Below are 13,635 nucleotides of genomic sequence, written 5' to 3' on the forward strand. Positions count from 1 at the left end.
TTAAGCAAAGGGGAGTGTAGCATTGCGCAGATTTCTAGTCGCCTTGACTCTTGTGTGCGGATTATTAATTCCTCAAGATCCGGTCTGGGCTCTTGATCTTTCCGCAATTGCCGCTCTACCTTTTATGACATCTTCTCAGTTAACGGTAGAACATACCCCCTATGATGGTATCGTTCTCTATCGGCTTGAACAAGCTACCCCTCGTCCTTTGCTGATCCATATCATGCAGGTAGACCTAAGTAATGGAAATATCAGTCTGGATCTGTTACTAGGGGATAATGTCTTGACTAGACCCCGCACAATTACAAGCATGGTGGAGCAACAAAGGGATATCGTAGCCGCGTGTAATAGTGACTTCTTTTACATTTCCTCTACTCAATCTCCGGTGGGACTAGCGATCAAGGACAGCGTTATCATTAAAAGCGATAACCCTGAACTTAAACGACCATGCTTTGGCTGGGATAATGCGGGCAAGGGTTATATCGGTTATTGGTCGTGGCATGGCGAACTAGTCATTCCGGCAATTAACCAAGTGTATCCCATTGCAACATTAAATGACATTCATATTCCCTCCGAGGGGCTGGTAATGTATAACTGGATGTGGGGTACTAAACTGCCCCAAAACATTGTACAGCAGGCAAACCTAGCCATAACTGTCCTAGATAACCTAGTCAGTGATATCCAGCCGGATCCGCTTGGGATCACGGTTAATAAAGAAGCTATTTACCTGCTAGCCTTTGGTACCACCGGGGATGAGCTCCGTGAACAGGCCCGACTTGGTACCGAGGTCTTAATCCAACAATCCTTTGATGGACCAGACAATCTACAGCTAGCTGTCTGTGGATATCCCATGCTCATCGAAGATGGGGTCGTACAAAGGGACTTTCCCGATTGGCTCAATGGCCCTAACCCGAGAACTGCTGTGGGATTGAATAAACAAGGTACTACACTGACGCTCGTTGTCGTAGATGGCCGTTCCCAGGTAAGCTATGGATTGACTTTAGATCAGCTTGCGCAACTACTAAAAACAATAGGTCTTCACTCTGCCCTCAATTTTGATGGAGGCGGGTCCTCGACAATGGTACTGCGTCAACCAATGGGCCGAGCAATGGTGGTTAATACCTTACCCGGCAACACTCAACGGGCAGTTCCCGTTGCCCTCGCCCTTGGCAGCGTTCCAACAACTATCTTGAGTCGGGCTGATGTTTGGGTATCCGTTGCTCCTAGATATGCTACCTATTCCCTTACTACCTTTGAGCAAGGTTCATTTAAGATAGTCTCTACTCCGGAATCACATCTAGGGTCCTTGGATATTACCCAGGGACCTGCCTTTGAAGATGGTACAACCCCACCAGCAGCAAAACTGACCTTCAGCACATCAACTACCCTACGGCGCCGGGAGATCTCTTTAATGCCGGAGACGCCAGTCAAGTTACCGGGCGGAATAAAACAACTTGGGGTCTGGGTTTACAGTGAACAGGAAGCATCCTTCCCCATTGAGGCAGTAATACTGGATATTAATGGCGAGCCGCACCGCCTAGTCTTGGCGGATTCCATAGACTGGACTGGTTGGATGTACATCATGGCCAATATCCCTGATACGCTACAACCTGAGACACTTACGGCCCTAAGCGTAGTGATGCCCGCCTTAACCAGGGGAAGTCTTGATACTATTTACTTCGGGGAGGTGCTAGCTGGAGTTGACAGTCAGAGAAAGCCTTCCACGAAATGGCAGATTGTTCCGTAGAATAACCATCGCTGCCTCTTTCCTTTAGTCTTGCAGATAGACCTGTATCGTGATCTTAACCCATTTGCCGAATCGCTCTTTATCTTCTACAACTCCATAGATAAGCTTCCCCGCATCCATTAGACGCGCGATGATCTGATTCGTTTCCTTAGGCAGATATCCCACCTTATTCCCTTCTGTGTCTTTGATCACAATAGCCAGATTATCGTAGATGTTCTCCGGCTCCCGGAAAAAGTGGAGTTTGGTTCCTGGGATGAGTTTTTCCTCAATATCGTCGATGTTATCTACATAGGAAGTCCCTGCAACATGGGTCTCAACTAGGAATATTTCCCGGGAGAAGGGCTTGGCAAGACTGCCCTTTGCACCGATCAAGCTAATTAGAAGTCCACCATCGGATTTTGCAATGTTACTCATTCTTTCTCAACTCAATTCTGGCACGTATTTGCGCTGAGAATCAATACTGTCAGATATCGCCGCAGTTCCTCTAGTGTCTTTTTGGCTTGCTCAATTGCCGAACGTAACTCCCCTTGCTTATGTTTTATTTGCTCCGCATCCCGGAGGAAGTCACTAAGGTTAAAGGGAAATATTTGTTTTATCTTCTCGATTTCCAGTAGCAAATCCTTCATTCTCTTTTCCAATAGCCGGATCTTTTCTTTTAGTTCTTCAACGGCACTGAGGCTGCCATTAGATGACGACTCACCCTGCAAAATCAGTTCGGAGAGTACCCCTAACATCTCGACATTACCGGTGCAATATGCATCGGTGGCCTGGTTCCAAAGGGCCTTTTGCTCATCGGTCAAGCTTGGGTTTATGTCAGGATGAAGTACCTTGACAATCGAGCGATAGAGCTTCTTAACCTCTGCGGTCTCCTCTTGACTTAGCTTAGGACACTCATTAAGGTAGTCTGCCAGATCAATTTCCGCTGCCATTTCCTTGAGGCGTTCCATGTATTCCTCATATTCTTGATCGAGCTGTTGTTCCAGTTGCCGTTGATTAAATGAAACTTGCTGGTTAATGCATGCTTGAACCATCTGGATCTTCCGCCTAGTCCGTGCGATATCACACTCTAATTGAAACAGGTCGTATTCAAGTGTCCCAATCTTCATGATGTACTCGGTCTTCAGTCTGGTCGCCTGATGGTAAATTAGATCCGCTCTGTGCTCGATAATGACAGCAAGTTGTCTTTGCAGCCGGGTATACTCATTGAGGACTGCTTCGTATTCAGGGTTCATGATTAGCCCCGACATATTCCCCCTCCTTCCTCAGGGCATTACAAGGGGTGAAGTCCCACCCTAATCTAAAAGTACTATGGCATTGATACAAATGTTCCCCCAGTGATCGTACATTGTGTCCACGGTATTGGTGATGGTCAAAACCTGATCCCCTTCAGTGGCCCTAAACCGAATAACATACAACTTATTGAAGTGTCCCTCCGGATTGTCGCAGACAAGTAGATAGTCCGACTCTTTAGCGTCGCTCAACGATACCCTTAAGTCAGCCTTTGCCCGCCAGCCCCCAGCATAAACCCACACCTCTTGGATACTATCGGTGGCAGGTATTACCGCTTGCCAGCCATGCCCGCGATCATGGAAGACGCCTCCACTTAATGAATTGCGATACTCCCGACGGGGCGTTCCCCCCGTCCACGACACACTGACAGAATTATCGTCTTGCAGGCCTATTCTCCCCTTACCTAACTCGGTGAAGGTGATTAGATCCTTGCCGAGGGCACGGTTAGTCGGCATATGGGAGAAACCGGGCAGTGCAGGATGCCCTTGGTTCTCTCCTCCCAAATGGATCCAATCCTTTGCTTGCAGTTGTCCAAGGTCTAAGGTTCCACTGGCTTCCCGTACTAAGACAGTGAGGGCATCACTAACAGTCACTATCCGTTCTGCTGTGATCCCAGAGCCGTCCATGGCTGTCGCCATGACTTTCACTTGGCCCACAGACCTACCTGTTAGTAGGCCAGTAGGTCCAATCTCGGCCTCTCCATCTAGAACGATTACAGACCACCTCACTTGCTCATTGGAGGCATTAGCCGGTGATACGGTCACCTGCATCTGCACCGGCATACCGATAAAAACAATATCTGAGGCTTTTGTCTGCTCTATGGCGATTTCCTCTACGAGAACACTTGGTAAGGTTGGGCTGCTACCGCTTTGGTTAAATACCTGGATTTCAGTAAGCCCAACCGAAACACCCTCGGGATTTATGAGCAACACTCTCAGCCTTTTGGAGACTACCGGTGCAAAAGTCACGGTGTTAAGAAGGCCCCTTGGTGTTTCCGGCTGTTTATGCTCGCAGAATACATCTAGCCAGGTATCTTTCTCTCCATCAAAGTACTGAATCTTGTAACTTAGGGGAGGAATGATGTTAGCCTGATCATTGAAGAAGTAGAGTTTTACCGTATCAAAGACAGTGTTAACACCAAAATCAATCTGGTACCAGTCTTGTCTACGTGATGAGCCTTGGGTGGTCCATTTAGGTTCACTTGTGGTACTGCCATCTACGGCACCGAAGACCCGGTTTTGATTACACGATGCCGTATGCTTAGGGTAGGCTCCATCGGTCCGTAATGCCAGATTAGTCATTTTCTCTTTAGAAAGGTCAACGCCGATTAGCCCAAAGAACGATGCCAGTCTGTCATTTGTGCAGCTTACCTCAAGGGCACTTTTCAGGGGATAGGGTCTATTGTAGCTAATCTCGGCATGTTGATCTAGAAAGCTAATTCTCCCTTCCTCTGAGTCCCAGATAAGATGTACAAGGCTATCCACCGTAAAGCTCCTGGTCCCATTAACGTACACGGAATATCCCTCGGGAACATCCTGGTAGTACTGTTTTCCATCATCGGGTCTATCCCATACAATTGTTAGGTCGACACCGTGGTACCTAAGGTTATCTATAGCAAAATGATCCCAGCCAATATCGATAGGATATAGCTCCAGTTTAGTGTCGGTTCGGGGTGTTAATCCGGCGATATCTTCAATCAGAAACACGTTGTACTTGGAATGAAAGTTATGATGTATCCACGACCGATATCCGATCTGACCATTATCCCAGTCACTGAAAAATTCATTAGCATCTGGGTAATCTCCATTACCGTCTACGTACAAGGCAAAGGTGTACCAGTATAGAAGCTCCTTGAACATATCGACCGAGATGTATTCCGAAGGATATTCCTTAATCACCCTAGCAAGAAAAGAGAGGGTTACGCCGGTAGGCGCAGGTGCAAAGTTACGACTGATACCACAACCTGCAGCCTTTGCCGCGTGGTAATCCTTCACATTACTAACATAGGCCGGCCAAATAACAAATCCAGACCGATCTCCCCATAGCCTTAAAGCCTCTCTGTAAACGGAGTCATCCTTTGGAACCATCTCCATGGTAAAGGGATAATAGTTGTTGATTTCCTTCCAGGGAACGAAGGCATTAGAGCTGATGTCCCTATGCAGAAATAGCTTTGACTCGGGGTCCCACAGGAAATCAATCAAGGCCTTTTGCATCTTCCCGGCCACTTCTGCCAATTCATCGGCCTTCGTCTCATTTCCCAAATAGCGGTACATTCTAGATACCGCTAGGCCGTTGGCATAAGGGTAAGCACTGTCGAGGCGTTCTTGGACATTACTGTAGAATAGAGAAGTAGTATCCGCATCCCAGGCATCGTACTGGTTCTCCGTTAGATAATTGCCGTTTCTGTCGTACAGTCTTAAAGTGTCATAGAAATCCTGCTCACCGTATTCTGCAAACACCTGCAGAATCTCTGACCCACCCCCATGGACTTTATAGGTCTCCCATCCCGCCTTGGAGACGTATTGTGAACCGGTACGTCTTCCCCAATGGGGGCTTCCAGGATTGTCCCTGAAGGCACCACCACCCGAGGTTTGTCCTAGAGTAAGCCAAGTCCCGTAGGTATAAATGGGGGAACGTAGGTAGCGACCTTCATCTAATTGCCAGGGCAGCGCATTGGTGATGGCATTGTTATACCCTAAAACGCCCTCCATAAAAGTTGGAAACATATAGCTATAACCGGGTAAATCGGCATCGCAGGTATTGTACCTGACAATCCACCAGCGGTAATAGGCCATTTTCTTGATATACGGGTCCGGTACATCAATATAGGGGACATTGTCCACCCACCAACGATTGTAAGAGTTAACATGAGTCGAAAAGGCTGTATGCGCATCATAGGCCTTATATTCTTCGTATTCCTCTTTGGATTCAGGGATCTCCTCAGTAATAAAGCCCATAAGGACCTTGGTCTCCACTGTTTGATGGGGCTCTAAGACTATCTGTCCCACTAACCGCTGGCCCACCGGCACAAGCCCCTCCCCAAAGAGCCTTGTCTGGACCATAGTCAAGTTCCTCGGAGCGGCAAACTCTCCTCTAAGTTCCCCTTCCGTGGTTGTGGATACTAGGGGCGAGCGCACCGTCATCTGCAACCGTTGCGTCTCTTCGGTATTATTCGTAAACCCAAGCACCGTAACCGCCACGTTCTGCTCGGTGATAAACTTCTTTACGGTAACCGTAACACCCGTCCGGCTATTGTATGTACTTCTCCAATGACTCGGAAAGCTCGCCCGGTCATTAACATCTTCAGTAAAGAAGCTGGGCGCGAATGTGATGGAATAGGCACCTTTCCCCAAGCCATCAATATAGGCAAGGTCACCCCCAAATCCTACTACAGCGGGGTTATGGGACCGCATGTATACAGTCCTGCCTTTGGTAAGTAAATAGTCCCCCGCAGGGTCCTTACCGTACCGTGCTAGCATCCTATCAATCCAGAAGTCATTGCCATTTTCTTCTACGGTGTAAATCGTATGCAGCATCTGTCCTGGGGCAAATCCCACTGGCTCTTCCAAGGCTCCAGTACCAATAAGCCGGGGTAACCCAAGACTCACACACCCGTCATCAGCACCTAATACACCCACGACAACCAAGACAAGAAGCACCCATCTCCACCACTTACTCTCCTCCTTGGCCAATCCGTTCACCGAGACTTACCCCCCCAAACGTGGCAAGCCCCCGGTTCCCTCCCTTCCAGTACAAGACCTTTCCAATCCTATGACCTGCTCCGCGAATATTCCCGTGAGAGCCGGCTATCTATACGAATCCTTGCCCCATCTGTTAGCAGGCTTGTATACCCCCCTACCCGACTAATCCATGATAGGGAGCTTCTCCCTTATTAGTTTCCAGTTCCTCCTTGGATAGTCCTGCTTCGCTTTTCGATAGCCGCCCTCTGACCGTATCTACCTACCAACGCGACCCGAAGCAACCACATGGATCTGAAAGCATGCTGGTCATATCAACACTAGTAGGACTAATATGTGCGGGCGTATAATATGGTTCAAAACAGGGAGCTCTTAATTTGCGGGTAAGATGTAAGGGGTATAGCTAGGGTGCTTGACCACTCTTAGAAAGGCCTAGGAGAACAAAAAAGAGAGGTGTGCACCTCTCTTTAATCTTGACAGCTTTACTACTATTACCGTTTTGAAAACTGCGGCGCTTTCCGCGCTTTTTTCAGGCCGTACTTCTTTCGTTCCTTCATCCGTGGATCACGAGTAAGGTAACCCGCCTTTTTCAAAACAGGACGGTAGTTTTCATCTGCATCAATTAATGCTCTTGCCAAACCATGGCGAACAGCACCTGCCTGGCCACTGAAACCGCCTCCGTTAACTGTGACAAAAACGTCATACTTTCCTTCCGTTCCTGTAACCGCTAATGGCTGACGAACAATGGTCTGCAGAACTGGGCGCTCAAAGTAGTCTACAATATCCTTATCGTTAACTACAATATTACCGCCGCCTTCAATTACACGTACCCGCGCTACAGAACACTTTCTGCGGCCCGTACCGTAATAGTATTGCTTCACTATCGCCAAGTTGTACACCTCCCCTAGGTCAGATGTCTAACTCTTTCGGTTGCTGCGCCTGATGTGGATGCTCCGGTCCTGCATAGACTTTGAGCTTTCTAAACATCTGTCTGCCCAACCGATTGTGGGGAAGCATGCCCCATACAGCTGCTCTAACAACCCGCTCAGGATTCTTCTCCAACACTTCGGCAGCAGTCACAGTCCGTAGACCACCGGGATACCCGGTATGCCTATAATATACCTTATTTTCCCTCTTGTTGCCCGTCAAGACGATATCCTGGGCATTCGTGATTATTACATGATCGCCCACGTCTATATGGGGCGTATATATCACCTTATGTTTACCCTTAAGAATACTAGCTACTTGTGTCGCTAACCGACCCAAGGTCTTACCTTTGGCATCCACTACATACCATTGCCTTGTGATTTCCGCTGGTCGGGCCATATAGGTCTTACTCAATTTGGTGTCACCCCTCGTGCCAAACTAGGCTGCATCAGTCCAGATACGGGCGGGGCTAGGACCAACATCCGGAGCAAAATGCACTGCCTGATAAACCGACATTGTCCATTCTAATACACACGTTAGAGACTGTCAAGCATCAATCTAGCGTCCACTGGGATAATGCCGTTAGGTCCTGGTTACCCATAGTAGACCTCTTTGAGGTACAAACCGCAAGCAGGTGCTGTGGCCCCGGCCATCTTCCGATCCTTGGCCTTGAGGATTTGTTCCATATCCCCAGGCTCCCTTCGTTGTAATCCCACTTCGACTAACGTACCAATGATGTTACGCACCATCTTGTATAAGAAACCATTAGCCGTAATTGAAAAAACAACCAAAGGGTAATCACCCGGCAGTATCCGCTCTTCTACCTCCAATCGATCCACACGTCGCACAAAGGTTTTAACACTGCTTTTACTGGCACAAAAGGAGGTGAAATCTTGTTCCCCGGTCAGGTAAGGTAAGGCTGCATTAAGCAAGCGCACATCTAGGGAGCGATTCAAAAACCAAGCTCTATCCCGCCACAATGCAGAAGGTTGGGTGCTGACATAGACCCAGTACTCATAGGTTTTTCCCACTGCAGAAAAGCATGCATGAAAATCGGGATGTGCCTCCCATGACCTCCGTATCCTAAGCCCAGGCGGTAATAGTCTATTTAGGGCGTAGGAAAAACGCTCCCCAGGAATTCCTGAAGTGGTATGGAAATTGACCACTTGTCCCCAAGCATGAACCCCAGAGTCGGTACGTCCCGCACCGATCACCCCGACATCCTCCCCGGTCAGTATCTTAAGCGCATCGGTTAGGGTTCCTTGGACCGTGGGTCCCTGGGCTTGAATCTGGAACCCGTAGAAACTGGACCCGCAGTATTCAACTAACATCGCGATGTTTCGCATTCTCTGCCCCACCATTACCAGATGATCACGACGATCCCCAATGTACCTAGGGTCAGCCCGAGGGCAATCCAGTCAGCCCACTTGAATTCGAGCTGCTTAAACCGTGTCCTTCCCTCGCCTCCAACATACCCCCGTGCTTCCATGGCTACTGCCAAATCCTCCGCCCTACGGAAGGCGCTTACAAAAAGGGGAACTAGAACTGGTAGTAGGCTCTTCGCTCTTCTTACCAGATTCCCCTCGGTAAAGCTTGCACCCCGGGCCATTTGTGCTTTCATAATCTTCTCCGTCTCTTCCATAAGAGTCGGAATAAACCTGAGAGCGATAGTCATCATCATGGCCAGTTCATGAGCTGGCAGACCAATGCGTTGACCTGGTGCCAAGAGCATTTCTAGACCATCAGTAAGTGCCAACGGAGATGTGGTTAGAGTCAGCAAGGAGGCACTAATCACGAGTAAAATCAGTCGCGCAACCATTTCCGTCCCCCGTAGAATGCCTTCTTTAGTAACCGTCAAGGGCCCAAGGTGCCATAAAGCAGTTCCCTCACTGAAAAACAAGTGCAAAACGAAGGTGAAAAGCATGATAAAAAGTACCGGTTTCAGGCCACGGATGATTCTGGATAAGGGAATACGAGCTAACATGATCACCAACAAAAGGAGTCCAGCCACGCACAAGTAACCCCACAGGTTATTAATTAAGAACAAGCCAATGATGATCATCAGCATAGCACCAAGTTTGGCTCGCGGGTCTAACCGATGAATGATTGTCTCACCCGGGATATATTGTCCCAGGGTTATATTTCTAAAACTAAAAACCTCGCTAATCTCCATCACCACCGCCGCTGGCACCAAAACTTCCATCCAGTCCCTTTAGGATCTCCTGGGCACACTCTTCCGCCTGAAACACGCCACCATTAATGGGCCAACCAAGATTCTGCAATCGGTAGCTTAGATCCACAATCTGAGGAATATCTAGACCTAGACTTCGGATCTTTTCCCCCTGAGCAAAAACCTCAGCTGGGGTTCCTTCCATAGCAATTCGTCCTTCATGGAGAACCACAAGTCTTGTGGCAAGCATACCCAGCTCCTCCATGTTATGGGATACGTACACTATACCAATGTCCCGGGTCTGATGCAATGTCTGAAGTAGTTTAAGTAATCCCCTGCGTCCGGCAGGATCAAGACCAGCGGTTGGTTCATCAAGGATGAGGTAGCTTGGCTCAGTGGCAAGAACACCGGCGATGGCCACACGTCTTTTCTGGCCCCCACTCAATGCGAAGGGAGAACGATACCAAAGCTCGGGCTCTAGTCCCACCTGTTGTAAGGCGGTCTCCACCCTCTCTTTTAGCTGGGACTCATCCAGTCCTAAATTCCGAGGGCCAAAGGATACATCCGCGAAAACGGTCTCCTCGAAAAGCTGGTGCTCTGGGTACTGAAAGACCACACCGACCATCTGCCGAATCTTCGTGAGACTCGTCCCCTTGGTCCATAGCCCTTGGCCGTCTACCTCCACAGAACCTGACGTAGGTTTTAATAGACCGTTGAAATGCTGAATTAGCGTGGATTTGCCGGAGCCTGTTGGTCCTAGGATACCAAGGATTTCGCCCCGCTGGACTGTAAGGTTAATCTGGGACAAAGCTGGAACTGCCCGTTCACTACCTGCATCATAGACGTAATTGACATCTTTTAGCGATATTGACATAGAGCGTTCACCATTTCTTCAACGTCGATTACATCACCCACTGAAACACCCTTATGCCTCAATAAGTGCGATAGTTTAACTATTGGGGGCGAAGCCAGCCCACAACTATCTAGTAGTTCGGTGTCGTACAGGATCTTCCGGGGACAATCATCTTTTCTGATCCTTCCTCGTTCCAACACGATGATCCGCTCGGCTCTCGCCGCCTCTTCCATGAAATGGGTGATGAGAATGATGGTAATTCCCTGTTGGTTAAGTTCCTCAATGATCCTCAATACATCGGAACGCCCACCCGGATCCAGCATCGCGGTAGGCTCATCCAAGACAAGACACCTCGGCCGCATGGCAAGAATCCCCGCGATGGCTATCCGCTGTTTCTGGCCTCCGGAAAGCTCATGAAGTAGACGATGCCGGTAATCTAGCATTCCCACAGCCTGCAGACTCTCTTCGATCCGTCTTCCGATCTCCTCTGGCGGTACCCCAAGGTTTTCTGGACCAAAGGCGATATCCTCTTCCACCGTTGAGGCAATGAGCTGGTTCTCGGGGTTTTGGAACACCATGCCCACAGTGGAACGAATTTCCCGAATCGCCTCAGGATCCTTCGTTGAACGTCCATTGATCAGGACTTCCCCCTCGGCGGGAATAAGAAGTGCGTTTAGATGACGGGCAAGGGTTGATTTTCCAGAACCATTAGAACCAATGATAGCTACATATTCACCGACGTCAATGTTAAGACTCAAATCATCCAAGACAGGAGTAAATCCAACACTGACATCGGCATGCTCTTCATAAGCATATGTAACATGCGATACAGTGATAAAATGGTTCGTGATTTAGATCCACTCCTTGAAGGTAGAGAACGCAGAGGTGTCCCTCTGCGGCTCTTTCCCTTTTAATATGCGGTTAGAAGCTTAAGCCTCTACAAACTCAATTATCGCCAATTCGGCAGCATCGCCCCGTCTTCGACTGGTTTTCACAATCCGGGTATAACCACCCTGTCTGTCAGCAAATCTGGGGGCTATCTCATCAAACAAAAGACCTACCGCCTTGGGGTTTTGTAAGAAAGACGCAGCCTGTCGTCTAGCACTCAAATCACCGCGCTTACCCAAGGTGATCATTTCTTCAATAAAGGGTTGAACCGCCTTGGCTTTCGTATGGGTCGTTTCCACCCGTTCATGCAAAATCACCGCTACAGCAAGACTACGAAACAACGCCTTGCGATGGCTACTCGTGCGTCCTAGTTTTCCTGTTCGCACGTCAGTCCACCTCCAATCATTCCTCCGAGGACCGTAAGGATAAACCTGCCTTTTTCAGCTTATCTTTGATTTCCTGCAAAGACTTCTTTCCAAGATTTCGGACCTTCATAATATCGTCTTCATCCTTACGGACCAGTTCACCTATAGTATTAATACCTGCTCGTTTCAGGCAGTTGTAGGATCGAACTGATAGCTCCAGTTCTTCTATCGGTAGCTCTAACAGACGACTCTTTTCATCATCTTCCCGCTCAACCATAATCTCCATCTCATCGGGCTGATCAGTAAGGCCCATAAACAGCTGCATATGCTCCACTACGATCTTGGCTGCTAAACCTACTGCATCCTCCGGGGTTAAGCTACCATTGGTACTTACTTCAAGCACCAATCGGTCGTAGTCTGTAACCTGACCCACCCTCGTGTGCTCCACGGTATAGTTCACCCTGGATACTGGGGAAAAAATGGAGTCAATGGGGATCACACCGATAGGCTGACCTTCCTTTTTGTTCTTATCTGCGCTGCGATAGCCTCTGCCTTTTTCAATGGTAAGCTCACAAGTTAGCTCGCCCTCATCGTCAAGGGTGGCAATATGCAGTTCTGGGTTTAGGATCTCCACATCACTACCTACAATGATGTCCCCAGCGGTAACTTCCGCCTGCCCCTTAACATCAATGCGTGCCGTCACTGGACCATCGGTGTGCAGCTTCACCAAAACCTGTTTCATATTTAGGACAATATCCGTAACGTCCTCGCGCACACCAGGAATAGTGGAAAACTCATGGAGCACACCATCTAGCTTAATAGAGGTCACTGCTGCCCCAGGTAAGGAAGATAGTAAAATGCGTCGCAGAGAATTCCCCAGGGTGATCCCATAGCCGCGCTCTAAGGGTTCGACCGAGAATTTCGCGTAATTGCCGTTTCCTTCTAGCTTTTCGATCTTGGGCTTTTCGATTTCAATCATTAATACATCCCCCTCCTTCGGGCTGTACACCGCCACGGCTCACAACCTGGCCCTGCAATACGTTTTCTCTCGACACCTATCGCGAATAGTACTCAACAATCAGGTGCTCCTGAATCGGAACATCAATTTGCTCCCGGGTGGGGATAGCCAATACTCTGCCTTCCATGTTATCAGCATCCAGCTCTAACCATTGAGCTAGTCCCCGGTCCGCGGCTGCTTCAATATTGCTCCGAATGAGATCCTTATCTTTGCTCTTCTCGTGTACTGCAACCACATCGTTGGCCTTTAACTGATAAGATGGTATATTGACTTTCTTCCCATTAACCGTGAAGTGCCCATGCCTCACTAGTTGTCTTGCCTGGCTCCTTGAATCACCAAATCCTAATCGGTATACCACATTATCAAATCTTAATTCAAGAAGCTGGAGCAAGTTTTCTCCGGTAATTCCGCGACCGCGGGATGCTTCATCATAGTACCTCTCAAACTGCCGCTCGAGGATACCATAGATACGACGGCACTTCTGTTTTTCCCGCAAGTGCAGTCCGTATTCGGTAACCTTCCTAGGATTACGACCATGCTGTCCCGGTGCATAGCTACGACGCTCTATACTGCACTTTGTAGTATAGCAACGGTCGCCTTTTAAGAATAACTTCTCGCCCTCACGTCGGCACAGCCGACAAACGGGTCCTGTGTATCTTGCCATTAGTCTAAAACGCAC

Annotated in this window: 13 protein-coding genes; 1 reads left to right on the forward strand and 12 read right to left on the reverse strand. The window is 48.7% G+C overall.

Features of this window, described 5'->3' with window-relative positions; all coding sequences use genetic code 11:
• Positions 1-22: 22 nt before the first annotated feature.
• Positions 23-1,747 (forward strand): phosphodiester glycosidase family protein, encoded by a 1,725-nt coding sequence (locus M0Q40_04105; GenBank protein ID MCK9221793.1) that lies wholly within the window; start codon positions 23-25, stop codon positions 1,745-1,747.
• Positions 1,748-1,771: 24 nt separating this feature from the next.
• Here the strand turns inward: M0Q40_04105 and M0Q40_04110 are convergent, their stop codons facing one another.
• The 12 genes from M0Q40_04110 to rpsD form a co-directional block, all read right to left on the reverse strand.
• Positions 1,772-2,161: an HIRAN domain-containing protein gene (locus tag M0Q40_04110; protein MCK9221794.1), complete on the reverse strand. Its 390-nt coding sequence runs from the start codon at positions 2,159-2,161 to the stop codon at positions 1,772-1,774.
• Positions 2,162-2,172: 11 nt separating this feature from the next.
• Positions 2,173-2,994, reverse strand: coding sequence for a hypothetical protein (locus tag M0Q40_04115; protein MCK9221795.1), 822 nt, complete (start codon positions 2,992-2,994; stop codon positions 2,173-2,175).
• Positions 2,995-3,039: 45 nt separating this feature from the next.
• A complete protein-coding gene (locus tag M0Q40_04120; GenBank protein MCK9221796.1) occupies positions 3,040-6,738 on the reverse strand; it encodes an Ig-like domain-containing protein in 3,699 nt (1,232 codons plus the stop codon).
• Between the two features lie 488 nt (positions 6,739-7,226).
• On the reverse strand, positions 7,227-7,619 hold the full coding sequence (gene rpsI / locus M0Q40_04125; GenBank protein ID MCK9221797.1) for a 30S ribosomal protein S9: 393 nt from the start codon (positions 7,617-7,619) through the stop codon (positions 7,227-7,229).
• 25 nt (positions 7,620-7,644) lie between these two features.
• Complete coding sequence (rplM, locus tag M0Q40_04130) at positions 7,645-8,061, reverse strand: 50S ribosomal protein L13 (GenBank protein MCK9221798.1); 417 nt, start codon at positions 8,059-8,061, stop codon at positions 7,645-7,647.
• Positions 8,062-8,255: 194 nt separating this feature from the next.
• Positions 8,256-9,008 carry a tRNA pseudouridine(38-40) synthase TruA gene (truA, locus tag M0Q40_04135; GenBank protein ID MCK9221799.1) on the reverse strand — a complete coding sequence of 251 codons (753 nt, stop codon included), beginning with the start codon at positions 9,006-9,008 and terminating at the stop codon, positions 8,256-8,258.
• A gap of 14 nt (positions 9,009-9,022) precedes the next feature.
• Entirely contained in the window at positions 9,023-9,835 is an 813-nt protein-coding gene (locus M0Q40_04140; GenBank protein MCK9221800.1) for an energy-coupling factor transporter transmembrane protein EcfT, read from the reverse strand.
• Positions 9,825-10,706 carry an energy-coupling factor transporter ATPase gene (locus M0Q40_04145; GenBank protein ID MCK9221801.1) on the reverse strand — a complete coding sequence of 294 codons (882 nt, stop codon included), beginning with the start codon at positions 10,704-10,706 and terminating at the stop codon, positions 9,825-9,827. Before M0Q40_04145 ends, M0Q40_04140 begins: the two co-directional genes overlap by 11 nt.
• Positions 10,691-11,521 (reverse strand): energy-coupling factor transporter ATPase, encoded by an 831-nt coding sequence (locus M0Q40_04150; GenBank protein ID MCK9221802.1) that lies wholly within the window; start codon positions 11,519-11,521, stop codon positions 10,691-10,693. The genes M0Q40_04145 and M0Q40_04150 overlap by 16 nt, the downstream gene beginning before the upstream one ends.
• 93 nt (positions 11,522-11,614) lie before the next feature.
• Positions 11,615-11,959: a 50S ribosomal protein L17 gene (gene rplQ / locus M0Q40_04155; GenBank protein MCK9221803.1), complete on the reverse strand. Its 345-nt coding sequence runs from the start codon at positions 11,957-11,959 to the stop codon at positions 11,615-11,617.
• 16 nt (positions 11,960-11,975) lie between these two features.
• Positions 11,976-12,917, reverse strand: coding sequence for a DNA-directed RNA polymerase subunit alpha (locus M0Q40_04160; protein ID MCK9221804.1), 942 nt, complete (start codon positions 12,915-12,917; stop codon positions 11,976-11,978).
• A 76-nt stretch (positions 12,918-12,993) separates the two neighbouring features.
• Entirely contained in the window at positions 12,994-13,620 is a 627-nt protein-coding gene (gene rpsD, locus M0Q40_04165) for a 30S ribosomal protein S4 (protein MCK9221805.1), read from the reverse strand.
• Positions 13,621-13,635 lie beyond the last annotated feature (15 nt).

The sequence above is a fragment of the Limnochordia bacterium genome (assembly GCA_023230925.1).
GTDB lineage: Bacteria > Bacillota > Limnochordia > DUMW01 > DUMW01 > JALNWK01.

What these genes read in the sequence shown, in the direction of transcription:
- M0Q40_04145 (MCK9221801.1), bottom strand. Translation starts at nt 10,706, where the DNA reads ATGTCAATATCGCTAAAAGATGTCAATTACGTCTATGATGCAGGTAGT.
- rpsD (MCK9221805.1), bottom strand. Translation starts at nt 13,620, where the DNA reads ATGGCAAGATACACAGGACCCGTTTGTCGGCTGTGCCGACGTGAGGGC.
- M0Q40_04140 (MCK9221800.1), bottom strand. Translation starts at nt 9,835, where the DNA reads ATGGAGATTAGCGAGGTTTTTAGTTTTAGAAATATAACCCTGGGACAA.
- M0Q40_04115 (MCK9221795.1), bottom strand. Translation starts at nt 2,994, where the DNA reads ATGTCGGGGCTAATCATGAACCCTGAATACGAAGCAGTCCTCAATGAG.
- truA (MCK9221799.1), bottom strand. Translation starts at nt 9,008, where the DNA reads ATGCGAAACATCGCGATGTTAGTTGAATACTGCGGGTCCAGTTTCTAC.
- M0Q40_04110 (MCK9221794.1), bottom strand. Translation starts at nt 2,161, where the DNA reads ATGAGTAACATTGCAAAATCCGATGGTGGACTTCTAATTAGCTTGATC.
- M0Q40_04160 (MCK9221804.1), bottom strand. Translation starts at nt 12,917, where the DNA reads ATGATTGAAATCGAAAAGCCCAAGATCGAAAAGCTAGAAGGAAACGGC.
- rplM (MCK9221798.1), bottom strand. Translation starts at nt 8,061, where the DNA reads ATGGCCCGACCAGCGGAAATCACAAGGCAATGGTATGTAGTGGATGCC.